The sequence below is a fragment of the Streptomyces sp. NPDC092045 genome, from assembly GCF_044756005.1.
Taxonomy (GTDB): domain Bacteria; phylum Actinomycetota; class Actinomycetes; order Streptomycetales; family Streptomycetaceae; genus Streptomyces.
Window position 1 is genome coordinate 574353 of record NZ_JBIVSC010000003.1, and the last position, 24222, is coordinate 598574.

Below are 24222 nucleotides of genomic sequence, written 5' to 3' on the forward strand. Positions count from 1 at the left end.
CCCGGACCTCGTCACACCGGGGCGGAGGGGCCGTTGCGGCCCCCCGGTCCCGGCCGTCAGACGCGGCCGTCGGCGGTGCGGCGGCGGGTGAGGACGACGGCGGAGCCGAGCGCGCCGACGATGAGCAGGGCGCCCGTCACCACCTCGGCCGTGCCGAGCCCGTCGGCCTCCGTGTCGGAGGCGGCGGTCCCGTAACCGGCCTTCACGCCCTTCTGGGCGCCGGCGGGGGTGTCGGACCGGGCGCCGACACCGGTGTCGTGGCTGTCGGTGCCGGTCCCGGTGCCGTACTTCTCGGTCTCGGTGCCGGTGCCGTACAGGTCGGTGCCGGTGCCGTACGTGTCGGTGCCGGTTCCGGTGTCGTGTCCGCCGGTGGTTCCGGTGCCGGTGGTGCCGTCGGCGTGCTCCGTGGTGTCGCCGGCCTCGTGCTCCCGGGCGCCGTCCCCGGCGACGGTCAGGGCTGCGGTGCCGCGTTCGCCCTGGCAGTCGAAGGCGATCTCGTACCGGGCGCCCGCCTTGGCGTCGGAGTCCACGGTCGCGGTGCCCGGACGGCCCTCTTCGAGGGTGACGGTGTCGAAGACGCCGGAGGTGACCGTCACGGACGGCACCTCGCAGCCCTCGGACGCGAGGGTGACGGTGCCGCCGGGGGCGACCGTCTCCGGGGTGACGGAGAAGCCGAACGACGTGACGGGGCCGGTGCCCTCGTCCGCCAGGGCCGCGGGGCCCGCCGTCATCACGGCGGCGGCGGCGAGCAGGGCGGCGGAAGCGGCGGCGCGTATCGCACGCATGGCGTTCCTCCGATCGCGCGAGGGCCCGGACGCGGAGCGGTTCCGCCCCAGGAAGGACGACCCTCACCGCGTTCGAAGCTAGGCCCGCCCCCGGCCCGCCGCCACCGGCGCGCCGCCGAACGGAGCACGGGCCCCGGAGCCCCGCCGGGGCCGTACGGGCGGCCCGTGCGCCCCGGTCGCGGACCCGCCGCGGGGTCCCCTACGGGACCCGGATCACCTGACCGGCGTACGAGAGGTTGCCGCCGAAGCCGAAGAGCAGGACCGGGGCGCCGGAGGGCAGCTCGCCGCGCTCGACCAGCTTGGCCAGGGCCAGCGGGATCGAGGCGGCGGAGGTGTTGCCGGAGTCGACGACGTCGCGGGCCACGACGGCGTTGACGGCGCCGATCTTGGCGGCCAGCGGCTCGATGATGCGCAGGTTGGCCTGGTGGAGGACGACGCCCGCGAGCTCCTCGGGGGTGACGCCGGAGCGCTCGCAGGCCTTGCGGGCGAGGGCGGGGAGCTGCTGGGTCGCCCAGCGGTAGACGCTCTGGCCCTCCTGCGCGAAGCGGGGCGGGGTGCCCTCGATGCGGACGGCGTGGCCCATCTCCGGGACCGAGCCCCACAGGACCGGGCCGATGCCCGGGGCGGCCCCGGCCTCGTCCTCCTCGACGGCCTCGACGATCGCGGCGCCCGCGCCGTCGCCGACGAGGACGCAGGTGGTGCGGTCCGTCCAGTCGGCCACGTCGGTCATCTTGTCGGCGCCGATCACCAGGACGCGGCGGGCGCCGCCGGCCCGTACGGCGTGGTCGGCGGTGGCCAGGGCGTGGGTGAAGCCGGCGCAGACCACGTTGAGGTCGAGAGTGGCGGGCCCGGTCATGCCGAGGCGGGCGGCGACGCGGGCGGCCGTGTTCGGGGAGCGGTCGATCGCGGTGGAGGTGGCGACGAGGACCATGTCGACGTCGTCGGGGACCAGGCCGGCCGTGGCCAGGGCCTTGCCCGCGGCGTGCGCGGCGAGCTCGTCCACGGGCTCGTCGGGGCCCGCGACGTGCCGGGTGCGGATGCCGACCCTGCTGGTGATCCACGCGTCGTCGGTGTCGACGAGTTCGGCGAGGTCGTGGTTGGTCAGCACCTTGGCGGGCTGGTAGTGCCCGAGCGCGGCAATGCGAGTGCCCGTCATGCTCAGGGTCCCCCTAGGTGGTTCGTTCGTCCGGCAGGACCACCCAGTCTTGCCAGCGACTGATGGGTAACCGGTGACGTAAACCACCAACATTCACCCGTATCGCTTGGCCGACCGCGACAAGGGCCCGTGGGGGGCACGGCCCCCGCCGCACCGCGCCCCTCCCCGGGTTCCGCGAGGGTCCTCCCCCGCTTCCGTACGGGTCGTGCGGGGCTCAGTTCTTCGGCGGGTCGACCAGCTGGAGGGCCAGGGACGCCGGGGGCGGGGCGATGCCGGGGCCGCCCGCCGCCGTCCAGGCGAGGATGTCGTCGAGGCAGTCCTCGTCCAGGGCGAACCCGACCCACGCGGCCCGTCCGCCGCGCCGCCGGCCCTCGGTGGAGGGCTGCACCACGACGATGTTGGCCTGGGCGCAGGGCCCCAGGCAGTCGCTGGTGCGGACGATCAGCCGGCCGCCGGAGGCCGCGGCGGCCTCGCGGAGCCGGGCGAGCTGGGCGTCGTGGTCGGTGCCGGGGTTCTTGCGGGCGTCGCCGCAGCAGCAGCCCCGGCAGACGACGAGGGAGCAGGGGCGGGCCCCGTACCGTATCGGCACCGGGGTCACCGCGGGCCGTCCAGGGTGATCGCGGAGACGGGGGCGACCGTGCCGAGGCGGGGGAAGTCGAGGGCGACGGAGGCGCGGTGCTCGTCGGCGGTGAGGGCGGCCATGGCGTCCTCGGCGAAGACGAGGCCGTAGCCGAGGTCGCAGGCGGCGCGGGCGGTGGACTCGACGCCGAGGTTGGTGGCGATGCCGCCGAGGACCAGGGTGTCGGCGCCGAGGCCGGAGAGCAGCTCGTGGAGGCCGGTGTCCTGGAAGCCGCCGATGGTCCGCTTGACGACGACCGGGTCGCCGTCCCGGACGAGGTCGGGGACGAGCTCGCTGCCGGGCGGCTGCGTGGCGGTGTTCGGGCGCTCGACGCGGAGGTGGACGACGGGCGCGCCGGCGTCCCGGAAGGCGTCGGCGAGCCGGGCGGAGGCGGCGAGGACGTCGGTGCCGGGGCGGGGGGCGAGGGGCAGCGCGACGATGCGTTCCATCAGGTCGACGAGGACGAGTGCGGTGCGGCCGGGATCGAGTGCGGGCATGGGAGCACCGTAGCCGCCCCGATGATCATCCAGGGGTGGCCGGGGATGTGATCCGGCCTACGGGACCTTCTCGGCGGGGCGGGGAGGCGTACGGGGTTCCGGGGCGGCCGGTCCGTCCGGCTCCCCGTCGCGGACACGGCGCGGTCCGTCCGGCTCCCCGTCGCGGGCACGGCGCTTCGCGAGGACCGCGCAGACCATCAGCTGCATCTGGTGGAAGAGCATCAGGGGGAGGACGGCGAGGGAGGCGTGGGGGCCGAAGAGGACGCTGGCCATCGGGAGTCCGGCCGCCAGGCTCTTCTTCGAGCCGGCGAACTGGATGGCGATCCGGTCGGCCCGGTCGAAGCCGAGGCGCCCGGCCCCGTACCAGGTCGCCGCCAGCATCACCGCGAGCAGCACGGCCTCGACGGCGAGCAGCAGGCCGAGCCGGGCGGGGGTCACCAGGTGCCAGACGCCGGCGGTCATGCCCTGGCTGAAGGCGGTGTAGACGACGAGCAGGATCGAGCCCCGGTCGACGTGGCCGAGGACCTTCTTGTGCCGGACCAGGAAGCCACCGACCCAGCGGCGCAGGAGCTGCCCGGCGAGGAACGGCACGAGGAGCTGGAGGACGATCCGCGGAATCCCGTCGGCGGAGAAGCCGCCCGCGCCGGTCCCGCCGCCTCCGCCGGCCCCGCCGCCGAGGAGCAGCGCCGCGAGCAGCGGTGTCAGGACGATCCCGGCGAGCGAGGAGAACGAGCCGGCGCAGATGGCGGCGGACACGTTGCCCCGGGCGATCGAGGTGAAGGCGATGGAGGACTGGATGGTGGACGGCACCAGGCAGAGGAAGAGGAGCCCGCCGTAGAGCTGGGGCGTGAGCACGGCGGGGACGAGTCCGCGCGCGGCGAGGCCGAGGAGCGGGAAGAGCAGGAAGGTGCAGCCGAGGACGGTGAGGTGGAGCCGCCAGTGCCTCAGGCCGTCGAGCGCCTCGCGGGTGGAGAGCCGGGCCCCGTAGAGGAAGAAGAGGAGGGCGACGGCCCCGGTCGACGTCCCCTCCGCGACGGTCGCGGCGGTCCCCGAGGCGGGCAGGAGCGCGGCGAGGACGACCGTGCCGAGCAGCGCCAGGACGTACCCGTCGACGGGCAGCCGGGAGAGGAGGCGGGAGGCGCGGCCGGCGGTGCGGGGGGTCATGGGCTCCACTGTCTGTGCGCGGTCGTACGGGTGGGGGCCCGTGCGGGAGGGTGCCCGTACGGGTGCGGGGTACCCGTACGGCGGGGTGCCCGTGCGGGTCCGCGCCGCCGCGGGGCGGCTCGCGGGCGGGTCCATCCTGCTCCACGGCCCGGTGATCGGGAATCCCGCACAGCGCTCTGACTGTCATCACGCACCGCGATAACCTCGTCCCGTGTACGAACCCGCCCAGGTGCGCACCTTCCTCGCCGTGGCCCAGACGCTGAGCTTCACGCGGGCCGCGGAGCGGCTCGGGCTGCGCCAGTCGACCGTCAGCCAGCACGTGCGGCGTCTGGAGGAGGCGACCGGGCGACCGCTCTTCAGCCGGGACACGCACCGCGTGGAGCTGACCGAGGACGGCGAGGCGATGCTCGGCTTCGCGCGGACGATCCTCCGGGCGCACGAGCGGGCGGCGGCGTTCTTCGGCGGGACGCGGCTGCGCGGGCGGCTGCGGTTCGGCGCGTCGGAGGACTTCGTGACGACCCGGCTGCCGGAGATCCTGGAGTCCTTCCGGCGCGAGCACCCCGAGGTCGACCTGGAGCTGACGGTCGAGCTCTCGGGGACGCTCCAGGCCCGGCTCGCGGCCGGCCGGCTCGATCTGATCCTGGCCAAGCGGCGGGGCACGGAGGACGGGGGCCGGCTCGTCTGGGAGGACTCCCTGGTCTGGATCGGGTCGCCGGGGCTGCGGATCGAGCCGGACCGGCCGGTGCCGCTCATCCTGTACCCGCCGCCGGGGATCACCCGGGCGCGGGCCCTGGAGGCGCTGGAGGCGCAGGGCCGGGCGTGGCGGATCGCCTGTACGAGCTCCAGCCTGAGCGCGAACGTGGCGGCGGCCCGCGCGGGGCTCGGGGTGATGGCGCACACCCGGGGCCTGGTGCCGCCGGGGCTCATGCCGGTGCCGGCCCGGGCCGGGCTCCCCGACCTCGGCGAGGTGGGCTTCGTGCTGCGGAGGGGGCGCCGGGGCGGGGAGACACAGGCGGCGGCCGACGCGCTCGCGGAGGCGATCCTGGCGGGCGGCGACCGGCTGCACCGCCCCCGCTGACGGGGCCTCCGCCCGGCGTCCGACGCCCCTGCCGACAGAGCCCCCACCCGGCGTCCGACACCCCCGCCGACAGAGCCCCCGCCCGGCATCCGGAGCCCCTGTCGACAGCACCCCGCCCGGCGCCCGGCGCCCCCGCCGACGGGTCCTTCCGCCCGCCGTGCGGCGCCCCCGCGTGAGCGGCCCGTACAGATTCCGTGGAGATTCGCGCCCGGCGGACGTACCGCCCGGTACGCAATCCCCCCGCCGCGCCCCCGACTTGGCTCCTCCACCCGTTCTGACCTGTGCGAACGGTGAATGTCCCGGCTTGGTGAAGGTCCTCCCGCCGGGCAGGCGGGTGGGGTACCGTCACCCGCGCCGTACGGAGAGCGACCAACGGGCTTTTTCAGCCATCGAGCCGTCGAGGAGCAGGTCAGTGCGCGAGTTCACCGTGCCGCCCGTCGAGGCGGCGCCTCAGGTCGGCGGTCTGGCGGACGCCGTGTTCGCGCACGCCCTGGCCGACCCGGACCGGATCGCTTTCGGCCGCAAGGGACCGGACGGGGAGTGGCGGGACGTGTCGGCCGCCCGGTTCCGGGACGAGGTCGTGGGCCTCGCGAAGGGGCTGATCGCGGAGGGGGTGCGGTTCGGCGACCGGGTCGCGATCATGGCCCGCACCCGGTACGAGTGGACGCTCTTCGACTTCGCCCTGTGGACGCTGGGCGCGCAGCCCGTGCCGGTCTATCCGACCTCCTCCGCCGACCAGGTCCTCTGGATGCTGCACGACGCCGAGGTCACGGCGTGCGTGGTGGAGCACGAGGACCACGCCATGACCATCGGCTCGGTGGTGGACCGGCTGCCCCTGCTGCGGCGGCTGTGGCAGCTGGACGCGGGCGCGGTGGCCGAGGTGACGGCGGCGGGGGCGGGCATCGACGAGGAGGTCGTGCACCGGCACCGGCGGGCGGTGACCCCCGAGACGGTGGCGACGGTCATCTACACGTCGGGGACGACCGGCCGTCCCAAGGGGTGTGTGATCACCCACTCCCACCTGATGTTCGAGACGGACATGGTGACGGGCCGCTGGGAGCCGGTGTTCCGCTCCCGGCAGGGGGAGCAGGCCTCGACGCTGCTGTTCCTGCCGCTGGCGCACGTCTTCGGGCGGATGGTGGAGGTCGCGGCGGTCCGGGCCGGGGTGAAGCTGGGGCACCAGCCCGTGATGGCGGCGGCCGAGCTCCTCCCCGACCTGGCGGCCTTCCGGCCGAGCTTCGTGCTGGCCGTGCCGTACGTCTTCGAGAAGGTCTTCCACGCGGCGCGGCGCAGGGCGGAGGCCGAGGGGAAGGCGGACCCCTTCGACAAGGCGGTGGAGGTGGCCGTGGCGTACGCGGAGGCGCTGGAGCAGAAGGCGTTCGGGCGCGGCCCGGGGCCGTCGGCGGCGCTGCGCGTGCAGCACCGGTTCTTCGAGAAGACGGTGTACGGGAAGGTCCGCGGCGCCCTGGGCGGGCGGGTCCGGCACGCGATGTCGGGCGGTTCGGCGATGGACCGCGGGCTGGGGCTCTTCTTCGCGGGGGCGGGGGTCACGGTCTTCGAGGGGTACGGACTCACCGAGTCCTCGGCCGCCGCCACGGCGAACCCGCCCGAGCGGATCAAGTACGGCACGGTCGGGCAGCCGGTGCCCGGGACGACGGTGCACATCGCGGAGGACGGGGAGGTGTGGCTGCACGGCGGCCAGGTCTTCTCCGGCTACCTCAACGACCCCGAGTCGACCGCCGCCGTCCTCAACGACGGCTGGCTGGCCACCGGGGACATCGGCAGCCTCGACGAGGACGGCTATCTGACGATCACCGGGCGGAAGAAGGAGATCCTGGTGACCTCGGGCGGCAAGAGCGTCTCCCCCGGGGCCCTGGAGGAGCGGGTGCGGGCGCATCCGCTGATCGCCCAGTGCATCGTCGTCGGCAACGACCGGCCGTACGTCGCCGCCCTGGTGACGCTCGACCAGGAGGCGGTGGAGCACTGGCTCGCGATCCAGGGGCGGCCGCCGCTCTCCCCGGCCGAGCTGGTGCGCGACCCGGCCCTGGAGACGGAGATCCGGCGGGGCGTGGTCGCGGCGAACACGCTGGTCTCGCAGGCCGAGTCGATCCGGACCTTCCGGATCCTGGCGCACCCCTTCAGCGAGGAGCACGGGCTGCTCACCCCCTCCCTGAAGCTGAAGCGGAGGGCGATCGAACGTGCGTACGCGAAGGAGGTCGCGGCCCTGTACGGCTGAGGCGGGGCGGCCGGTGCGACCGGGACGGGGCGGCCGGTGCGGCCCGGGCGGGAGCGCGCAACCGGAACGCCCTTCGCGGAATGCGGAGCGGCCCGTGATCGTTGACGCTGGGAGTACCCCGTACGACCTCAGATAACGTAAGGACCCCCCTCACGTGAGCACGGACAGCAAGGTTCCCCAGGTCACCCTGAACAACGGCGTATCGATGCCGCAGCTCGGCTTCGGTGTCTGGCAGGTGCCGGACGACGAGGCGGAGAAGGCCGTGGCGGCCGCCCTGGAGGCCGGCTACCGCTCGATCGACACCGCCGCGATCTACGAGAACGAGCGGGGCACCGGCCGTGCCGTCGCCGCGTCCGGGATCGCCCGCGAGGACCTGTTCGTCACCACCAAGCTGTGGAACAGCGAGCAGGGCTACGACACGACGCTGCGCGCCTTCGACGCCTCCCTCGACAAGCTGGGCCTCGACCACGTCGACCTGTACCTGATCCACTGGCCGGTGCCGGCGAAGGACACGTACGTCGACACCTACCGGGCGTTCGAGAAGATCCTCGCGGACGGGCGCGCCCGGGCGATCGGCGTGTCCAACTTCCTCCCGGAGCACCTGGAGCGGCTGATCGGCGAGACGTCGGTCGTGCCCGCCGTCAACCAGATCGAGCTGCACCCGCAGCTCTCCCAGCAGGCCTCGCGCGAGGCGCACGCCCGGTACGGCATCGCGACCGAGGCCTGGTCGCCGCTCGGCCAGGGCAAGGGCCTCCTGGAGGTCCCGGCGATCGTCGCGATCGCGCGGAAGCACGGCCGGACCCCGGCCCAGGTGGTGCTGCGCTGGCACCTCCAGCTCGGGAACGTGGTGATCCCGAAGTCGGTCACCCCCTCGCGGATCGCCGAGAACATCGACGTCTTCGGCTTCGAGCTGGACGACGAGGACCTGGCCGCGATCGCCGCCCTCGACGAGGACCGGCGCCTCGGTCCGAACCCGGCCGAGTTCAACGCCGGCGCCTGATCCACCGCCCCACGGGCGCCGGAGCCGTGCCGACGGCTCCGGCGCCCGTTGTCGTACCCCGGACGTAGGGTCGGTGGGGTCCCGTCGGGGGGCCGGGGCGCCGTGCGTCCCGAGCGGTCGGTGGAGCGTGAGGAGTCGGTACGGTGAGCGGTGCGCCGAAGCCCGTGGAGGAGGGCGTCTACCAGGTGCGGAACGTGGCGAGCGGGCTGCTCCTGGAGGTGTACGAGGGGTCCTCGCGCGCGGGGGCGAAGGTGCGGCAGGGCACCGCGAACGGAACTCCCGGGCAGCACTGGCACGTTACGCCCGTGCCGAACGGCGGCGGGCTCTACCACCTGGTCAACGCGGCCAGCGGCAAACGGCTCGACGTCGCGAACGCGTCCACGGAGAACGGCGCGCGCATCCAGCAGTGGCGGGCGAACAACTTCGGCGCGCAGGAGTGGATCATCGAGCAGGACCTCCAGTCGCCCGGCACCGTGGCCCTCGTGAGCTTCGTCAGCGGGCTGCTCCTGGAGGTCGCGGACGGCTCGGAGCGGGACGGCGGGGACGTGCGGCAGTGGGAGGACACCGACTCCCCGTCCCAGTGGTGGCGGTTGGAGCCGGTGTCCTGAGCCCCTCGGCCGCGGGGCGGGGCGTCAGCCCCGGCCGGCGAAGGAGACCAGCCGGTACGGGGGTCGGGGCGGCGCCGGTCCTGGTCCGGTCGTAGTGCGCTGCCTCGGCCTCGTGGTCGAGCACGGTCTCCGCCACGGCGGCGATCCTACGGACCCCGCCGGGCGGGCGGCGGGTCAGCGGGCGCCGTGGCCGGGGGCGATCCGCTCGACGCGCTCGGCGAGTTCGAAGTCCTTCCCGGTGAGGGCGCCGCCCGCGGAGTGGGTGTGCACGGAGAGGGCGACGGAGTCGTAGCCGAGGGTCAGGTCGGAGTGGTGGTTCAGCTCCTGCTGGATCCGGGCCACGTGGACGACGAGGGCGGTCGCCGCGAAGTGGTCGCCGAGCCGGTAGGCGCGGGTGAGGCGGTCGTCCTCGACGGACCAGCCGGGGAGTTCCCTCAGGCGGTCCTCGATCTCCTTCTGGGACAGCGGTTCCGTGGGCACGGCGGTGCTCCCTCCGGTCGGGTGGCGCGGATGGCGGGCGGTGGCGGTTCTCGGGGGGTGGTGGTGCGCGGGGGTTCCCGGGAAAGGTACCCGGGCTCCCCCTCTGGGATACCGTCTCGCCATGACGACCGTCGTGAGCGACACGGGAGTGGGTCCGCTGCTGCGCGGATGGCGGGAGCGGCGCCGGCTGAGCCAGTTGGAGCTGGCGCTGCGCGCGGGCTCCTCGGCGCGGCACGTCTCGTTCGTGGAAACGGGCCGCTCCCGGCCGAGCGAGGAGATGGTCCTGCGGCTCGCCGAGCACCTGGAGGTGCCGGTGCGGGAGCGGAACGCGCTGCTGCTCGCCGCGGGTTACGCCCCCCGGTACGCCGAGACGCCGCTCGACGCCCCGCGCCTGGAGGCGCTCCGGGAGGGCGTCGAGCGGCTGCTGCGGGGGTACGAGCCGTATCCGGCGCTCGTGGTGGACGGCTCGTACACGGTGGTGGCGGCGAACCGGGGCGTCGCGCTGCTGCTCGGCGGACTGCCCGGGCACCTGCTGGCCCCGCCGCTGAACGCGATGCGGATCGCCCTGCACCCGGAGGGCCTGGCGCCCCGGATCCGCAACCTGCGGGAGTGGCGGGGCCATCTGCTCTCCCAGATGGAGCGTCAGATCGCCCTGGCCCGCTCGGAGTCGCTGCGGGAGCTGTACGAGGAGGTGGCGGCCTACCCGCCGCCGCCCGGCGCGGGGAGCGGGCCGGAGGAGCCGGAGGAACCGAGTCCGTACTTCGCGCTGCCGCTGCGGATCGAGCACGGCGGGCGGGTGCTGTCGTTCGTGTCGTCGATCTCGACGTTCAACACCCCGATGGACGTGACGGTCGCCGAGCTGGCCATCGAGACGCTGATCCCGGCCGACCCGGAGACGGCCGCGTACCTGCGGTCACTCGCGGAGGACGCGGAGGCGTCCGCTTAGCGGCCGAGGGCCCGCAGGGCGGTCCACTGGAGCGCGGCGAACCCGGCGACGGTGACCGCCTGGAGCGGTGTCCACACCAGGCCGGCGGTGGTCGGCTCCAGCCAGGCGACCAGGGCGACGACGCTCAGGACGGCCCACAGGAGGTTGGCGTCGACGACGAGCCTCACGGCGGGCGCCGGAGGCTGCGGGCGGCTCGCCAGCCAGCCGACCCCGGCCGCGAACGCGCTCAGGAACAGGCCGAGTCCGAGCAGCGGGCCCGCGTCGATCCCGAGGAGTTCGCCGAGGGGGCGGGAGGCGGTGGCGTAGGCGATGCCGTTGGCCCCGGTGACGGCGGCGTCGAGGGCGAGGAAGCGGCGCAGCGCGGTGTGGGGGCGGGCGGGGCGGGCGAGGCCGGTGGGCAGGGCCTGGGACATGGCGGATCACCTTCCGGGGGCGTGCGTGCGGGACCGTGCGTGCTGGTCGTGGGCCCGGAGCCCGGACGGAGTGCGCCGCCCGGGTTCCGGTGCCCCCGAGCATGCCGGGCGGCGGGCGGGGGGTCGATGACGCCGGAGGTAATGCCGGGGCGCCCCGTGGGGGCGGGGCAGGACGCGGGGCAGGCGCTCCGGTCGGGGCCGGCGCTCCGGTCGGGGCCGGCGCTCCGGTCGGTCGAGGGCGCCGGATCGCCCCCCGTACCTCCGGGCGCCGGTCCGCACGCCGGATCCCGCCGTGGCCCGCGTCGAGCCGTTCCGGGTGTCAGCGGACGGATTCGCCCCGGGACGCGGGCGGTTCCTGGGTGCGGGCGGGGGCGGGCTCCGGGGCCGGGGCGCCGGGTTCGGGCGCGGCGCGGTCGGGGCGCCGGGCCCGGGAGGCCTCGGCCCGCATCAGGGCGTGGAGGACGGCGAACGGATCGACGGGCATAGCGAAGCTCCTCGCGGTGCGAAGGGTGGGTGAGGGGGCTGCGGTGGGGGCGGGCCCCTCAGCAGCGCATCACCACGCACCGGAGCGCGTCTTCGCGCGGGGCGGGTACGGGAGCGGGGAGCGGGTTCCGGCGGCGCCCCCGGCGCGCGCGGTTCCGGCGCCGGGGCCCGGCGGGGCGCGAGCCGGTGCGGTGCCGTCTCGTACGGGCGGGGAGGGCGGTGCCGGCGGCGGTCTGGTCGTGGGTCTCGCCGCCCGGGTCGGAGGCCGGGGCGGCGACGGCGGGGAGCGGGGCGGCGCCGGAGAGCAGGGCCGGGGCCCCGGTGCCGAACAGCGCGGCGAGGACGAGGAGGAGGACGATCCAGCGGTGGCGGCCCGGGCGCGCCCGGCGGCCCGCCGGGGCGGCGGGCGCTGCGGTCGGCTCGGGCGCGGGGCTCACGGAGATCCGTACTGCCCCGCGCGGGTCCCGGCACGGCGCCCGGGGCCCGAGATCCGCCCGGCCGGCCTACGCCCGGCCGCCGGGATTCACCGCCCCGGCGGTCACCTCCGGATCAGCGCTTCTCGTCCCGCACGGCGGGCCCGGGGACCGGCCTGCCGACGGGTTCGTCCACGGGCTCGTCCAGAGGCTCGTCCACGGGCTCGTCCACGAACCCGTCTGTGGATTCGTCTGCGGAACCACGGGGCGAACCGGCGGCCGGGCCGCCCTCCGTCCCCCCGGCCGGGCCGCCGACCGGAGCACGGACCGGGCCACCGGCCGGGGCGTCGACCGGGCCACCGGCCGGAAGGCTCGACTCCGCGCGCGCCGGGACTCCCGGGGCCTCCGGGACACCCGGGGCCCCCGCCTCCCCCACCGGCACCTGCGGTCCCGAGGACTCCCTCAGCCAGCGGCGCAGGACCCGGTGGACCTGCTCCGCGCCGACCAGTTCCTCCCCCTCTCCCACCGGCGGCGAGAGTTCCGGCGGCGAGAGCAGGAAGGGCTCCGACTGCTCGCCGCCGAGGCCTCCGTGCGAGCCGATCTGCTCCTCGAAGGCGTGCACGGCGCCGGTCTCCGGGTCGCACATGGAGTTGACCATGATGTCCGCGACGTGCGGGAATCCGTCCGTGCGCCGCACGGCCCGCGCCGCGCCGCTTCCGAACACGGCGAGCGGCCCGTCGTCGGTCAGCTCGGCGACCGGGACCTCGGCCCCGTCGCCGGCCAGGACCACCGAGCCGTGCTCGGCGCTCGCCACGAGGACGAAGCCGACGCCCGGGTGGTGGGCGAGGGTGCGGAGCAGCGCCGGGTGGCGCCGGTCGATCTCCTCCCGGGTCATCCGGTGCGGCACGTCGGGGAAGGAGACGAGGCCGAGGTTGCCGGAGGCGAGGACCACCGGTTCGGAGGGCCTGGCGGGCAGCTCGCGGGCCGTCTCGTCGCCCTCGTCGACCGGCCGGTGCAGCGCGCTGCGCAGCGCGTCCCTGGCCGCGTCCCGGGCCTCCGAACCACTGCGGGTGCGCCGCACCCGGCGCGGCACGGGCAGCCCGCACCCGGCCCTCACCAGGTCCTTGAGCGTCAGGCCGTACACCGCCTCGAAGGTCTCGCCGGGGCTCTGCCCGTGGTCGGAGAGGAGGACGATCCGGTACGGGCGCGGGGCGTGCTCGGCGACGTCCGCGATCAGCGCGATCGAGCGGTCGAGACGGCGCAGGACCTGGTCGGTGTCCCGTCCGTGCGGGCCGGAGTGGTGGGCCACCTCGTCGTAGGCCACGAGGTCGGCGTAGACGGCGGTCCGGCCCGCCAGCATGTCCCCCATCACGGCCGAGACCACCACGTCCCGCTCCAGGACCGTCGCGAAGGCGCGGACGAGGGGGTACGTGCCGCCGCGCGAGATCCTCGGGGTCTCGCGGCGCAGCCGCGCCCGCGCCGACTGGCACATCTCGCGGACGCACTCGGTGACGAACGACCCGGCGGTGCGGACCGCGTTGGCCGGGTCGGAGAAGTACGCGAAGTAGCCGGCCCGGGAGCGGTTGCGGCGGCCGCGCCGGGCGGCCACCGACAGGACCAGGGCGACCTGTTCGGCGCCGCCGCTGAAGAGGTTGCCCCGGGAGGCGCCGTCGTGGGTGAGGAGGCCGCCGTCGCCGGTGCGGCGCACCGCCCGCCGCTGGAGTTCGACGGCACTGGCCGGCCGGTTGGACACCATGACCCGGCCGGTGTCCTTCTCGTACCAGCGGAAGGCGGGCACGTCCTCGTTGGAGCCGTGCAGGATGCCGAGCTGGCTGGCGCCGGTCTGGCTGGACCAGTCGGTGCGCCAGGGGGTGAGCCGGTGGCCGGCCTCCAGCCAGGAGGCGACGGTCGGCATGAGCCCGTCGGCGACGGCGTCGCGCAGCACGCGGTGGCCGACGCCGTCGAGCTGGAGGAAGACCGTGCCGGGGACGGCGTCCGCGGAGTCGCCGGGGGCGCGGGGCCGGGTGCGGCCGGTGAGCCGGTAGAGGCGGCGGCGGTAGGCGTCGTCGTCGCGGACGGCGAGGCCCGTGGAGGTGGCGGAGGCGACGGCGGACATGACGGCCGCGACCACCACGGCGGTCTCGGGGTCGGCGGCGGCGTCCCCCTCGGGGGTGACCCAGAGCGCGAGGAGCAGCAGCGAGCCGTTGAGGAAGAAGCCGAACAGGCCGAGGACGAGGGCCGGGACGAGCAGCAGCGCCCGTACGAGGAGGGGCCAGACGAGCGCGCCGAGCAGGCCGAAGGCGCCGGCCGCCCAGGCGGCGGTGATCGCGGTGCGGGTGAGGCTGTCCCCGTCGGGGGACTGGAGCTGGAAGTCGGGCAGCAGCCCCGCGAGGAGGAGCAGGGTGAGCGTGGAGACCGCCCACACCACGGTCACGCGCCCGAGCGCGCCTCCCGCGGACCGCCAGCCCCGCGCGGACCACCGGCCCTTCCCGGGCCGCCGGTCCGCCTCGGACCGCCCGCCCGTCCCGGACCACCGGCGGCCGGTGCCGCCCCCTCGCCCGTCGCCCACGCCCGCCTCGCCCTTCAGCCGTTTCCTGCCCCAAGCGTGTCACAACGCCCACGGCGGGACCGGAGGAAGGCCCGGCGGAGGTCGGACGAGGTCAGGGGCCGTCCTCCCCGGTGGAGGCCGGCGGAATCAGGAGCCGTCGTACCCGGCGGTGGGCATCGAGAGGCGGCGGTGCACCCCGGCCTTGGCCGCCGCGTCGTACGCCGGTTCGTCGGGGCGGACCGTCTCCAGGCGCACTCCGCGCCGCTCGCACTCGGCGCGGAAGCCGGTCACGGAGGTCAGCGCGCGGGCGAGGACCCGCTCGCTGGCCGCGACGAAGAGGTCGACCGCGCCGTCCTCCACGTCCGCCCACAGCGCCTCGTGGTCGGGCCGGATGCCGTAGAACAGCAGCTGGCGGGCGATCACGTACCCGTTGTCCTCGGCCCAGCGCGCGCACACCGCGTGCTGGCCGCGCGTGTCGACGAGGAAGGGTTCGCTGTCGAGCTCTTCGAGCGGGGTGAGGCTGGCGATCGCCGCCACCCGAACGTCGTCCATGGAGGGACCCTACTGCGGGAAGGCGCGACCGGACATCCTCCGGGGCGCGCTCCGGACATCTACCCTCGTTACGGGGGTACGGAGGGCACGAAGGCACGGAACGGACGGAAGGCGGCACGCCGTGGAGGTCACCTGGTGGGGTCACGCGACCTGCACGGTCGAGGACTCCGGGGTCCGCTTCCTCACCGATCCGCTGTTCGCGCGGCGGCTCGCACACCTGCGGCGGCGCCGCGGCGCCCCGCCGCCGCCGGAGGCCGCCTCCGCCGAGGCCGTCCTCGTCTCGCACCTGCACTCCGACCACCTGCACCTGCCGTCGCTCGCGCGGCTCGCGCCCGGGACGCGGCTCGTGGTGCCGCGCGGGGCCCCCGCCGCCGTGCCGGGACTGCGCAGGCTGGAGCGGGCCGGGCTGCGCCTCACCGAGGTGGCGGCGGGCGACGCGGTGACGGTGGAGGGCGTGACGGTGCGGGCGGTCCCGGCGCTCCACGACGGGCGGCGGCTGCCCGTGGGGCCGCACCGGGCCCCCGCGCTCGGCTATGTCGTCGAGGGCGAGGCGCGGACGTACTTCGCCGGGGACACCGGGCTCTTCGACGGCATGGCGGAGGCGGTGGGCCCGGTGGACGTGGCGCTGCTCCCGGTCGGCGGCTGGGGACCGTACCTGGGACCGGGCCACCTGGACGCGGGCCGGGCCGCGCAGGCGCTCGCGGAGCTGTCCCCGGCGGCGGCGGTGCCGGTGCACTACGGCACGTACTGGCCGATCGGGCTCGACGGGGTCCGGCCGCACGAGTTCCACTCCCCCGGCGACGAGTTCGTCCGGCACGCGGCGCGCCTGGCGCCGAAGGTGGCGGTGCACCTGCCGGGGCACGGCGAGCGGGTGCGGCCGGAGGTCGCCCGGTGATCGACGGGGTCGCCCGGTTCCTCACGGTCGTGGGCGAGCTGCCGCCGGAGTCCACGCAGCAGGCGGCCGGCTACCCCTCGCTGTTCCTGCTCGTGGCGCTCGGCGCGCTGGTGCCGGTGGTGCCGACGGGCGCGATCGTCAGCTCGGCGGCGGTGGTGGCCTTCCACCAGACCTCGCCGCTGTCGCTGCTCTTCGTCTTCCTGGTGGCGGCGTCCGCCGCGTGCCTGGGGGACGCGGCGCTGTACTGGCTGGGGCGGCGCGGAGTGCACTCCGACAAGGGCTCGCGGTGGCTGGCCGCGCTGGAGAACCGGGTCACGCCGGAGCGGCTCGCGCACGCGCGGGAGCGGCTCGACACGCACCAGGTGTCGGTGCTCGTCCTGTCCCGGCTCGTCCCGGCGGGCCGGATCCCGGTGATGCTGGCGTGCCTGCTCGCGGAGATGCCGCTGCGCCGCTTCGTCCGGGGGGACGTGGCGGCCTGTCTGGCATGGGCGGCGACGTACCAGCTGATCGGGATCCTGGGCGGTTCGCTCTTCCCGGAGCCGTGGCAGGGGGTCGTGGCGGCGGTGGGCCTGACGGTGCTCGTCGGCGCGGTCCCGTCGCTGTGGCGGCGGGTGCGGGGGACGCGCTCCGGGGCGCCGGGCGGCGCGGACCCGGCCCCGGGTGCCGGGCCGGGCTCCGGCACGGGGGTTCCCGAGGGTCCGGGCGGGTCACGGCACGAGCACCCCTGAGCCGCCGATCGGCAGGTCCCACAGGTCCTCGCGGGCGAGGCCGGCCTCCTCCCAGGCGGCCCTGACCCGGGTGAGGGGTTCGAGGACGGGCTCGGAGGAGAGGACGAAGGTGGCCCAGTGCATGGGCGCCATCCGCCGGGCCCCCAGGTCCCGGTGGGCCCGGACCGCCTCCTCGGGGTCGGTGTGCACGTCGCGGAGCCACCAGCGCGGTTCGTAGGCCCCGATCGGGAGGAGCGCCAGGTCGATGCCGGGGTGGCGGCGGCCGATCTCCTCGAACCAGTGGCCGTAGCCGGTGTCCCCGGCGAAGTACACCCGGTGTCCGGACCGGTCGGTGAGGACCCAGCCGCCCCACAGGGAGCGGCAGGTGTCGGTGAGGGTGCGCTTGGACCAGTGGTGGGCGGGGACGAAGTCGAAGCGGACGCCGTCGAGTTCGGCCGCCTCCCACCAGTCGAGCTCGGTCACCCGGCTGAACCGGCGGCGGGTGAACCAGCGGCCGAGGCCGGCCGGGACGAAGACCGGGGTGTCCCGGGGCAGCCGGCGCAGGGTGGGGGCGTCGAGGTGGTCGAAGTGGTTGTGGCTGATGACGACGGCGTCGACGGCCGGCAGGTCCTCCCAGCGGACCCCGACGGGGGTGATCCGGGCGGGGGTGCCGAGGATGCGGCGGGACCAGACCGGGTCGGTGAGGACGGTGAGGCCGCCGATCCGGACCACCCAGCTGGCGTGTCCGGCCCAGGTGACGGCGAGGGTGCCGGGTCCGGCGGGCGGGAGCGGGCCGGGTTCGAAGGGCAGCAGCGGGATGTCGCGCAGGCCCTCGGGGCGGGGGCGCACGGCTCCCTCGCGGGCGAAGCGGGCCATGGACCGGACGCCGGGGAGGGGCGCGGTGAGCCGGTCGGTGAAGGTGCGGGGCCAGTCGTGCCGCAGCCGGCCGAGGGGCTGGAGGGGGCCCGTGGGGGCCGCGGCACGGTCGGTCTCGTACGGGGCGACTGCCGTCCGTTCGGTCATCTGCGGGCTCCGTTCCGTTCGGCGCTTCATGACGGGCTCGTGGGGCGTCGGCGGGCGGCCGGGATCACCGGAGTTCCTCCAGTGCCGCGCCGAAGTCCGCGAGGGCCCGGGCCACCCGGGGGAGTTCCGGGGGGTCCTCGGCCCCGAGGGCCTCGGTCCGCTCCTCCCCCGTGGTCCCGAGGAACATGCGCGTGCCGAAGCGGACCCGCAGGGCGCCGAGTTCGTCGCCGAAGCGGTGTCCGCCGGCCGCCGGGGCGCCGAGCCGTTCGGTGAGCAGGCCCTCCAGTTCCAGGGAGTCGGTGACGCCCCGGGCGGCGAGTCCGGCCCGCAGCGGTCCGAGGTCGGCGTAGAGGTGGCGGCCGGCCTGCGGGGGCAGGGAGAGGGCGCCGGCGGCGAGGACCGCGCGGTGGGCGGCCCGGGCGAGGCCGGCGTGGACGGCGGTCGCGCGCCGGGCCGGCGCGGTGACGTCCTCGGGTTCGTCGAGGGCGTGGGCGAGGGCGGGGGCGAGCGGGCCGGGGACGACGGAGCCGAGGGCGGTGAGGACGTCGAGGACGCGGGCCCGGGGGTCGGTCCAGCGGTCGGCGCGGGACGGGTCGGTGGGCGGGAAGCGGGCGACGGCGCAGGGCCAGGCGGCGGGGGTGAGCGCGCCGCCGAGGTCGCTGAGGACGGTGACGTCGTCGGGGCACATCTCGGCGGGGCTGACGAGCACGGTGTCGTGCGGGGCGTGGCGGGTGTCGCGCCAGGTCTCGTCGCTGACGACGTGGAGGCCCTCGGCGACGGCGGCCTCGCAGGCCTCGCGGACGAGTTCGGGCGGGGCGACGGTGCCGGTGGGGTCGTCGGCGACGGAGAGCAGCAGGACGCGGGGGTGGCCGCCCTCGGCGCGGATCCGCCGGACGGTCTCCAGGAGGGCGTACGGGTCGGGGACGCCGCCGCACTCGGCGGGGGTGGGCACGTGGTACGCGGGGCGGCCGAGGAGCCGGGCCTGCGGGGCCCACCAGGCGGGACAGGGCCGGGGCAGCAGGAGGTCGCCGCCGTGGGCGGCTATGAGGGCCAGGAGCAGGGCGGGGGCGCCGGGGGCGGCGACCACGTCCTCGGGGTGGGTGCGCAGGCCCCGGCGCCACCAGTGGCCGGCGGCGGCCTCGCGCAGGACGGGCCCGCCGCCGGGCGGCTCGGGTTCGGTGCGTCCGGCGGCGGCGGAGAGGAGGCCGGCGAGCACGGGCGGGACGGGCAGGCCGGTGTCGGGGGCGGGGGGACCGTAGCGCACCGGGCCGCGCCCTTCCGGAGCCTTCTGCGGCATGTCCCGTACCTCCTGAGCGCACGGGGGCGCCGGGCACGGCACCCTCGTGCCCTTTATACGGAGTTTCGGGCGTTTCCGCCGCCCCAGAGGGCGGGGCGGGGGACGGCACCGGCGCCGGCCCGGCCCGGGGCGGGGGACGGTGCGGGCCCGGGCCCGGGGCGGGGCGCGGGCCGCCCCGGGCGGGGTCAGACGACGGTGACGGGGTGGCGCACGACCGCGTTGAACAGATAGCCCTGGGTGTTGTGGACGGCCCGCTCGGGCTGGGTGTTCCCGGCGGCGTCGGTGGTGCGGGAGAGCAGGGTGACCCGCCCGGCGCGGTGCGGGCGCCACGGGGCGCTCCAGCGGACCCAGCCGTCGCGCCGGGGGACGTCGTGGAGCCGGGCGGGCCGCCAGCGGGCGCCGCCGTCGACGGAGACCTCGACCTTCCGCACGGGGGCCAGGGCGGACCAGGCGCGGCCGGTGAGCCGGTGGACCCCGCCCGCCTCCAGGGTGGCGCCGGAGGGGAGCTGGTAGCCCGACTTGAGGGTCTGGCGGCCGAGCGGGGCGCTGCCGCCCTCGGGGTGGGCGTCGCCGAAGAGGCGGTACCAGTCGGTGGACCAGGGCGAGGTCAGCGGGCGGGTGGAGACCTCGATGTCGCCGAGCCACTTGACGGAGGCGATGCCGATCCAGGAGGGAACGACGAGCCGGACCGGGTGACCGTGGTCGTACGGGAGGGGCTCGCCGTTCATCTCGTACGCGAGGATCACGTCGTCCAGGGCCTTGGCGATCGGCAGCGGGCGGCGCACCCGGCCGTAGTCGACGCCGCCGGAGACGTACGGGGCGTCGAGGCCGCGCGGCTGGACGGCGACGGCGTCGCGGGCGATCCCGGCGCGCCGGAGGACGTCGGCGAGGCGGACGCCGCGCCAGCGGGCGGCCCCGACGGCGCCCAGGGTCCAGGCGGTGCCTGTGACGGGCTCGCCCTGCTGGGTGGTGTAGAGGCTGCGGCCGTTCCCGGCGCACTCGATCAGGACGGTCCGGGTGACGGACGGGAGGTCGCGGAGCTGCCCGTAGGTGAGGTGGACGGGGGTGCGGCCGTGGAGCCCGTCGCCCCAGAGCGTCAGGCGCCAGTCGCGGGCGTCGAGGACGGGGGTGGAGGTGTGGTTGCGGACGAAGAAGCGGTCGGCGGGGGTGAGGTACCCGGTGTCCGCGAAGGCGTCGAAGCGGGCCTCGGCGTTGGTGCCCCGGACGGTGAAGTGCTCGGCGGGGAGCGGCTTGACGATCCCGGGCGCGGCGGGTCCCGCCGCGGTCGCCGCCCGCGCGGGGGCCGCGGCGGCGAGCCCGCCGAGGGCGGACACCGCCGGGCCGGCGGCGAGCAGCTTCAGCAGGGAGCGGCGGGCGGGCACGGGCGAGTACGGCACGGGACTCCTCGGCGGACGGAAGGGGAGGGGCCGAACGGGCGGCGCGCCGAATCCTAGGGGCGCGGGACGCGTTCGAACGGTCCGTTCACAGGCCTGTCACAGAGGCTTTGAGGAGCCTGGCATACGGGAGGGAAGGTGGCGGAGGAGACCGGAAAATGCGAGGTAAGGGAGGCTGCGGGGAGAGGGGGCGGACGGGCGGGTGGCGGAGGTGGACGGTCGGGCGGGGGGGGAGGCGGACGGCCGGGTCCTGGGGAGGCGGGTGACTGGACCCCGGGAAGGCGGGTGGCCGCGCACCGACGGGGAACTCCTGCGGCGGCGGGGCCCGTTGGGGTGAGCCGTTGTCCACATGGCAAGACATGGGTCTCATTATCTGATCCGCCCGCATACGGTGGACGCACCCACCCACACCGAGGGAGCCGGTTCCATGACGCACGCCTCCACACCGCCCGCGGCCCACGAGACCGCCGTCTACACCCACGGCCACCACGAGTCGGTCCTGCGCTCGCACAGCTGGCGGACCGCCGCCAACTCCGCCGCCTACCTGCTGCCCGAACTGCGGCCGGGACTGGACGTCCTGGACGTGGGCTGCGGGCCCGGCACCATCACCGCCGACCTGGCCGCGCTGGTCGGGCCGGGCCGCGTGACCGGGGTCGACGCGGCCGAGGACGTCCTGGCGAAGGCCCGCGCCGTCGCGGACGGACGCGGCCTGGAGAACGTCCGGTTCGCCGTGGCCGACGTCCACGCCCTGGACTTCCCCGACGACTCCTTCGACGTCGTCCACGCCCACCAGGTGCTCCAGCACGTCGGGGACCCCGTGCGGGCGCTGCGCGAGATGCGGCGGGTGTGCCGGCCCGGCGGGATCGTCGCGGCCCGGGACAGCGACTACGGGGCCTTCGCCTGGTTCCCCGAACCGCCCGCCCTGGACGGGTGGCTGGACCTGTACCACCGGGTCGCGCGCGCCAACGGCGGCGAACCGGACGCGGGCCGGCGCCTGTTCTCCTGGGCCCGGCGGGCCGGCTTCACCGACATCACGACGACCGCCGGCACCTGGTGCTTCGCCACTCCCGAGGAGCGGGCCTGGTGGAGCGGCCTGTGGGCGGACCGCACGACCGCCTCCGGCTACGCCGGCCTGGCCGTCTCCGGCGGCCACGCGACCGCCGGGGAGCTGGCGGCGATCGCGGAGGCCTGGCGGGAGTGGGGCGGGCGGGAGGACGCCTGGTTCATGGTCCCGCACGGGGAGGTCCTGTGCCGGGTGGCGTGACGCCCCAGGGGTTCGGGCGCATCAGGAACCCGTGCGCGTCCGGCAGGGGCTCGCCGGTGAGGCGCGTCCGAGCCGCCGGGCCCGGTCGGTGCGGCCCGCGGCGGGCCGCCGGGCGGGGCGGCCAGATATTCCGGGCGGCGCGGGCCCCCGCCGTCGTACGGTGACGGGTCGGCGCGCCGCCGTGGCGGGCCGGGGAGCAGGAACACCCGTGGCACAGGGAGTACGAGGAATGGGCACGCAGCACACCTACCGGGTCATCGTCCGGGGCACGTTCGACGGTCTGTCGGAGGAGAGCCGGTCCCGGCTGCTCGCCGAGGCGGACGACCACGGGATGGCGGCGATGCGGTTCACGGAGGAGGGCTCGCTGGCCTACGACCGGACGCTGAAGCACTTCTCGTACCGCGTGGTCGTCGTCTCCGACGCCGAGGACGGCGAGGAGATGGCGGGCGCGCTGGCGGAGGACCGGGTGGAGACGGTGCTCGGGGAGCTGGGCCACGGCCACAAGGAGCTGCGCTCGACCGTGACGGACCTCGACACGATGAAGATCAACTACAAGCGCTGAGGCCGTCGCGCGCTCACGCCCCGGGTTCCGGGGCCGTGATCGCCCAGCGCTCGTGGTCGCGCCAGGCGCCGTCGATGAACAGCATCGCGGGCGAGAACCCCTCCAGGCGGAAGCCCGCGCGGCGGACGAGGGCGCGGGAGGCCGCGTTGCCGGGCTGGATGTTCGCCTCCAGGCGGTGCAGTTCCAGGGGCCCGAAGGCGTGCGCCACGACCAGGCCCAGGGCCTCGGTGAGCAGACCGCGTCCGGCGGCGTGCGCGAAGGCGCCGTAGCCGAGGGCGCCGCTGCGGAAGGCGCCGCGGACGATGTTGTTGATGTTGACGAACCCGGCGATCCGGCCGCCCTCCGCACGCTCGCACACCAGGAAACCGGCGCGCGTCGACTCGCCGAGGAGCACTCCGGCGTAGGCGGCGTACGCCTCGGGCGTGCACGGCGGGAACAGCCAGGGCCGGTGCAGCTCCCGGCTCTCGCGGGCCCGGGCGGTGAACTCCTCGGCGTCGGCCGCCGAGAAGGGCCGCAGGCCCACGCGGGGACCGAGGGCGAGGTAGGGGGTGACGGGGGTCGGGGCGGGATCTCCGGGGGCCGGGCCGGGGACGGAGGAGGGGTACGGGCCTGGGGCGTCGGGCATGCAGTCAGGTTATGCGGGCGGCCCGTACGGCACCGGTCAGCGGCGGACGGCCCGTACGGCACCGGTCAGCGGCGGGCCGTGCGGACGCGGGGCGGGCAGGTCTCGCCCCTGCGGACGACCCCGATCATGACCGTGGTCCGCCGGTCGAGGCCCGCGCCCGCCTCCGGGTACTGGGTGCAGACCTGCCAGCGCGACGGCCAGAGCACCCGCCGGTCCCGGCCGCTCACGTCGTGGACGTCGAGCCGGGTCCGGCGGTCGAGCCGGGTGAAGACCCGCCACAGGCCCAGGCCCAGGAAGTCCGGCACCGTCCGCTTCTCCGTCTCGCCGCCGGCTCCGGCTCCGGTCCCGGGGGCCTCCTCCGCCGAGGACACGGCGACGGCCGCGAGCGCGAGGAGCGCGCCCGCGCCGACGGCGGCGGCCCGCTTCACTTCCGCCTCCGGGCGGGTGGGAAGGCCCCGCCGGACCGGGACGCTCCCGCGCCCGCCGTCCGCTCCCTGTCCCTGGGACTCATCGATCAGGCCCTCTCCTCGTCGTGCCGCGCGGGACGCCGGCCGCGCGGGACGCCGTCGTGGGACCAGAATGAGGGGGACGGGGCTCCACCGTGACGGTGGGAAGAGCCGTACGGGTGACTTGTCAGACAACCGACCCGACTACGGTGGTGCCGGGTACGGGACCGACAGCGAGAAGAGGAGAGGCCGTGGCGGTCAGCGGACAGCGGCGGCGGCCGGTCGTGGCGCTCTACGAGCGGATCGCGGACGCCGTCCACGACGGCACCTATCCGCCGGGCTCCACGCTGCCCTCCGAGCCGAAGCTCGCCGCCGAGCTGGGCGTGAGCCGGCCCGCCCTGCGCGAGGCGCTGCTGCTGCTCCAGGAGGACGGCGTCCTCACCGTGCGGCGCGGGGTCGGCCGGACCGTGAACGACCGGCCGCCCCGGCGGGGGTTCGAGCAGGTCCAGCCGCTGGAGGAGCTGATCGGCGGGGGCGGACCGCTCCGCGTGCGGGCGCTCCTGCGAACGGTCGAGGAGCCGACCGACTTCACCGCCCAGCACCTGCTCGCCCCGGCCCGTGCCGAGCTGCGGTTCTGGGAGTCCGTGCTGGTCGGAGAGGGTGTGGCAGCCGCCCTGAGCCACGAGTGGGCGGCGGACGGCGACCTCCTCGACCGGGTGCACCCCGAGTTCGCGCGGGCCCTGCGGGAGACGGACGCCGTCGGACACCCGGCCGTCTCCATGCTCTCGGTCCTGGTGGGCGCCTCGCGCGAGACGGCCCTCGGCGCGCACAGCGGCATCACGGCGACGCTGCTCGGGCGGCGGCGCGGGGACCAGCTCGGGCGCCCGGCGGACACCCCCGCCGTCCTGGTCACCCAGGTCGTCCGGGTCGGCGAGGTCCCGGTCCTGGCCGCCAAGCACATGCTGCCGACGGGCGCCCCCGCACTGCCGGTGCTCCAGTCCCACTGAGCGGCCCCGAGCCCTTCCCGGCCC

General features: G+C 76.1%; 26 protein-coding genes. 10 read left to right on the forward strand and 16 right to left on the reverse strand.

Annotation, left to right across the window (positions count from 1 at the left end):
* Positions 1 to 56: 56 nt before the first annotated feature.
* The 5 genes from ACIQKA_RS12725 to ACIQKA_RS12745 form a co-directional block, all read right to left on the reverse strand.
* Positions 57 to 785, reverse strand: a complete 729-nt coding sequence (locus ACIQKA_RS12725; RefSeq protein WP_402540875.1) for a hypothetical protein — start codon at positions 783 to 785, stop codon at positions 57 to 59.
* A 199-nt stretch (positions 786 to 984) separates the two neighbouring features.
* Positions 985 to 1941 carry a beta-ketoacyl-ACP synthase III gene (locus ACIQKA_RS12730; protein WP_383151499.1) on the reverse strand — a complete coding sequence of 319 codons (957 nt, stop codon included), beginning with the start codon at positions 1939 to 1941 and terminating at the stop codon, positions 985 to 987.
* A gap of 214 nt (positions 1942 to 2155) precedes the next feature.
* The gene (locus tag ACIQKA_RS12735) at positions 2156 to 2539 is read right to left on the reverse strand and encodes a (2Fe-2S) ferredoxin domain-containing protein (RefSeq protein WP_386365499.1); all 384 of its coding nucleotides are present in this window, start codon (positions 2537 to 2539) and stop codon (positions 2156 to 2158) included.
* Entirely contained in the window at positions 2536 to 3057 is a 522-nt protein-coding gene (locus ACIQKA_RS12740; RefSeq protein ID WP_383151503.1) for an isochorismatase family protein, read from the reverse strand. Before ACIQKA_RS12740 ends, ACIQKA_RS12735 begins: the two co-directional genes overlap by 4 nt.
* Positions 3058 to 3114: 57 nt before the next feature.
* Complete coding sequence (locus ACIQKA_RS12745; RefSeq protein WP_402540876.1) at positions 3115 to 4221, reverse strand: bile acid:sodium symporter family protein; 1107 nt, start codon at positions 4219 to 4221, stop codon at positions 3115 to 3117.
* Between the two features lie 211 nt (positions 4222 to 4432).
* On the opposite strand from ACIQKA_RS12745, the gene ACIQKA_RS12750 reads away from it, so the two are divergent.
* The 4 genes from ACIQKA_RS12750 (at position 4433) to ACIQKA_RS12765 (ending at position 9143) form a co-directional block, all read left to right on the forward strand.
* The gene (locus ACIQKA_RS12750; protein ID WP_402540877.1) at positions 4433 to 5299 is read left to right on the forward strand and encodes a LysR substrate-binding domain-containing protein; all 867 of its coding nucleotides are present in this window, start codon (positions 4433 to 4435) and stop codon (positions 5297 to 5299) included.
* A gap of 412 nt (positions 5300 to 5711) precedes the next feature.
* Positions 5712 to 7535, forward strand: a complete 1824-nt coding sequence (locus ACIQKA_RS12755) for an AMP-dependent synthetase/ligase (RefSeq protein WP_402540878.1) — start codon at positions 5712 to 5714, stop codon at positions 7533 to 7535.
* A gap of 205 nt (positions 7536 to 7740) precedes the next feature.
* Positions 7741 to 8535: an aldo/keto reductase gene (locus ACIQKA_RS12760; RefSeq protein ID WP_402540971.1), complete on the forward strand. Its 795-nt coding sequence runs from the start codon at positions 7741 to 7743 to the stop codon at positions 8533 to 8535.
* A 143-nt stretch (positions 8536 to 8678) separates the two neighbouring features.
* Entirely contained in the window at positions 8679 to 9143 is a 465-nt protein-coding gene (locus ACIQKA_RS12765; RefSeq protein WP_402540879.1) for an RICIN domain-containing protein, read from the forward strand.
* Between the two features lie 174 nt (positions 9144 to 9317).
* On the opposite strand, the gene ACIQKA_RS12770 is transcribed toward ACIQKA_RS12765, so the two are convergent.
* Positions 9318 to 9623: a 4a-hydroxytetrahydrobiopterin dehydratase gene (locus ACIQKA_RS12770; protein ID WP_383151513.1), complete on the reverse strand. Its 306-nt coding sequence runs from the start codon at positions 9621 to 9623 to the stop codon at positions 9318 to 9320.
* A gap of 121 nt (positions 9624 to 9744) precedes the next feature.
* Between ACIQKA_RS12770 and ACIQKA_RS12775 the strand changes: the two genes are divergently transcribed.
* Positions 9745 to 10569: a helix-turn-helix domain-containing protein gene (locus tag ACIQKA_RS12775; RefSeq protein WP_390107945.1), complete on the forward strand. Its 825-nt coding sequence runs from the start codon at positions 9745 to 9747 to the stop codon at positions 10567 to 10569.
* On the opposite strand, the gene ACIQKA_RS12780 is transcribed toward ACIQKA_RS12775, so the two are convergent.
* The 5 genes from ACIQKA_RS12780 to ACIQKA_RS12800 all read right to left on the reverse strand — a co-directional run bounded on the left by ACIQKA_RS12780 (position 10566) and on the right by ACIQKA_RS12800 (position 14978).
* Positions 10566 to 10982 carry a hypothetical protein gene (locus ACIQKA_RS12780; RefSeq protein ID WP_383151517.1) on the reverse strand — a complete coding sequence of 139 codons (417 nt, stop codon included), beginning with the start codon at positions 10980 to 10982 and terminating at the stop codon, positions 10566 to 10568. The two genes, ACIQKA_RS12775 and ACIQKA_RS12780, sit on opposite strands and share 4 nt — an antisense overlap.
* Before the next feature lie 319 nt (positions 10983 to 11301).
* Positions 11302 to 11466 (reverse strand): hypothetical protein, encoded by a 165-nt coding sequence (locus ACIQKA_RS12785; RefSeq protein ID WP_383151519.1) that lies wholly within the window; start codon positions 11464 to 11466, stop codon positions 11302 to 11304.
* A gap of 58 nt (positions 11467 to 11524) precedes the next feature.
* The gene (locus ACIQKA_RS12790; protein ID WP_390107941.1) at positions 11525 to 11902 is read right to left on the reverse strand and encodes a hypothetical protein; all 378 of its coding nucleotides are present in this window, start codon (positions 11900 to 11902) and stop codon (positions 11525 to 11527) included.
* A gap of 112 nt (positions 11903 to 12014) precedes the next feature.
* Complete coding sequence (locus ACIQKA_RS12795; RefSeq protein ID WP_402540881.1) at positions 12015 to 14312, reverse strand: phage holin family protein; 2298 nt, start codon at positions 14310 to 14312, stop codon at positions 12015 to 12017.
* A 261-nt stretch (positions 14313 to 14573) separates the two neighbouring features.
* A complete protein-coding gene (locus tag ACIQKA_RS12800; RefSeq protein ID WP_383151522.1) occupies positions 14574 to 14978 on the reverse strand; it encodes a recombinase family protein in 405 nt (134 codons plus the stop codon).
* A gap of 121 nt (positions 14979 to 15099) precedes the next feature.
* Here ACIQKA_RS12800 and ACIQKA_RS12805 point away from each other — a divergent pair, with 121 nt between their 5' ends.
* A complete protein-coding gene (locus ACIQKA_RS12805; RefSeq protein WP_383431234.1) occupies positions 15100 to 15873 on the forward strand; it encodes an MBL fold metallo-hydrolase in 774 nt (257 codons plus the stop codon).
* Complete coding sequence (locus ACIQKA_RS12810; protein ID WP_402540882.1) at positions 15870 to 16601, forward strand: DedA family protein; 732 nt, start codon at positions 15870 to 15872, stop codon at positions 16599 to 16601. Before ACIQKA_RS12805 ends, ACIQKA_RS12810 begins: the two co-directional genes overlap by 4 nt.
* Here the strand turns inward: ACIQKA_RS12810 and ACIQKA_RS12815 are convergent.
* The 3 genes from ACIQKA_RS12815 to ACIQKA_RS12825 form a co-directional block, all read right to left on the reverse strand.
* Positions 16581 to 17603 (reverse strand): MBL fold metallo-hydrolase, encoded by a 1023-nt coding sequence (locus ACIQKA_RS12815; RefSeq protein ID WP_391094152.1) that lies wholly within the window; start codon positions 17601 to 17603, stop codon positions 16581 to 16583. The genes ACIQKA_RS12810 and ACIQKA_RS12815 overlap by 21 nt on opposite strands.
* A gap of 64 nt (positions 17604 to 17667) precedes the next feature.
* Positions 17668 to 18900, reverse strand: a complete 1233-nt coding sequence (locus tag ACIQKA_RS12820) for an aminotransferase class I/II-fold pyridoxal phosphate-dependent enzyme (RefSeq protein ID WP_391094153.1) — start codon at positions 18898 to 18900, stop codon at positions 17668 to 17670.
* 185 nt (positions 18901 to 19085) lie between these two features.
* Complete coding sequence (locus tag ACIQKA_RS12825) at positions 19086 to 20297, reverse strand: sulfite oxidase (protein WP_402540883.1); 1212 nt, start codon at positions 20295 to 20297, stop codon at positions 19086 to 19088.
* A gap of 424 nt (positions 20298 to 20721) precedes the next feature.
* Here ACIQKA_RS12825 and ACIQKA_RS12830 point away from each other — a divergent pair, with 424 nt between their 5' ends.
* Both ACIQKA_RS12830 and ACIQKA_RS12835 read left to right on the forward strand, forming a co-directional pair.
* Positions 20722 to 21558, forward strand: coding sequence for a methyltransferase domain-containing protein (locus ACIQKA_RS12830; RefSeq protein WP_383151528.1), 837 nt, complete (start codon positions 20722 to 20724; stop codon positions 21556 to 21558).
* Positions 21559 to 21787: 229 nt separating this feature from the next.
* Positions 21788 to 22120 (forward strand): DUF6204 family protein, encoded by a 333-nt coding sequence (locus tag ACIQKA_RS12835; protein WP_402540885.1) that lies wholly within the window; start codon positions 21788 to 21790, stop codon positions 22118 to 22120.
* A gap of 13 nt (positions 22121 to 22133) precedes the next feature.
* On the opposite strand, the gene ACIQKA_RS12840 is transcribed toward ACIQKA_RS12835, so the two are convergent.
* Together ACIQKA_RS12840 and ACIQKA_RS12845 are read right to left on the reverse strand one after the other, a co-directional pair.
* Entirely contained in the window at positions 22134 to 22745 is a 612-nt protein-coding gene (locus ACIQKA_RS12840) for a GNAT family N-acetyltransferase (RefSeq protein ID WP_383151530.1), read from the reverse strand.
* A gap of 65 nt (positions 22746 to 22810) precedes the next feature.
* Positions 22811 to 23173: a hypothetical protein gene (locus ACIQKA_RS12845; protein ID WP_383151531.1), complete on the reverse strand. Its 363-nt coding sequence runs from the start codon at positions 23171 to 23173 to the stop codon at positions 22811 to 22813.
* A gap of 269 nt (positions 23174 to 23442) precedes the next feature.
* Here ACIQKA_RS12845 and ACIQKA_RS12850 point away from each other — a divergent pair, with 269 nt between their 5' ends.
* Complete coding sequence (locus tag ACIQKA_RS12850) at positions 23443 to 24198, forward strand: GntR family transcriptional regulator (RefSeq protein WP_402540887.1); 756 nt, start codon at positions 23443 to 23445, stop codon at positions 24196 to 24198.
* The last annotated feature ends 24 nt before the right edge of the window (positions 24199 to 24222 follow it).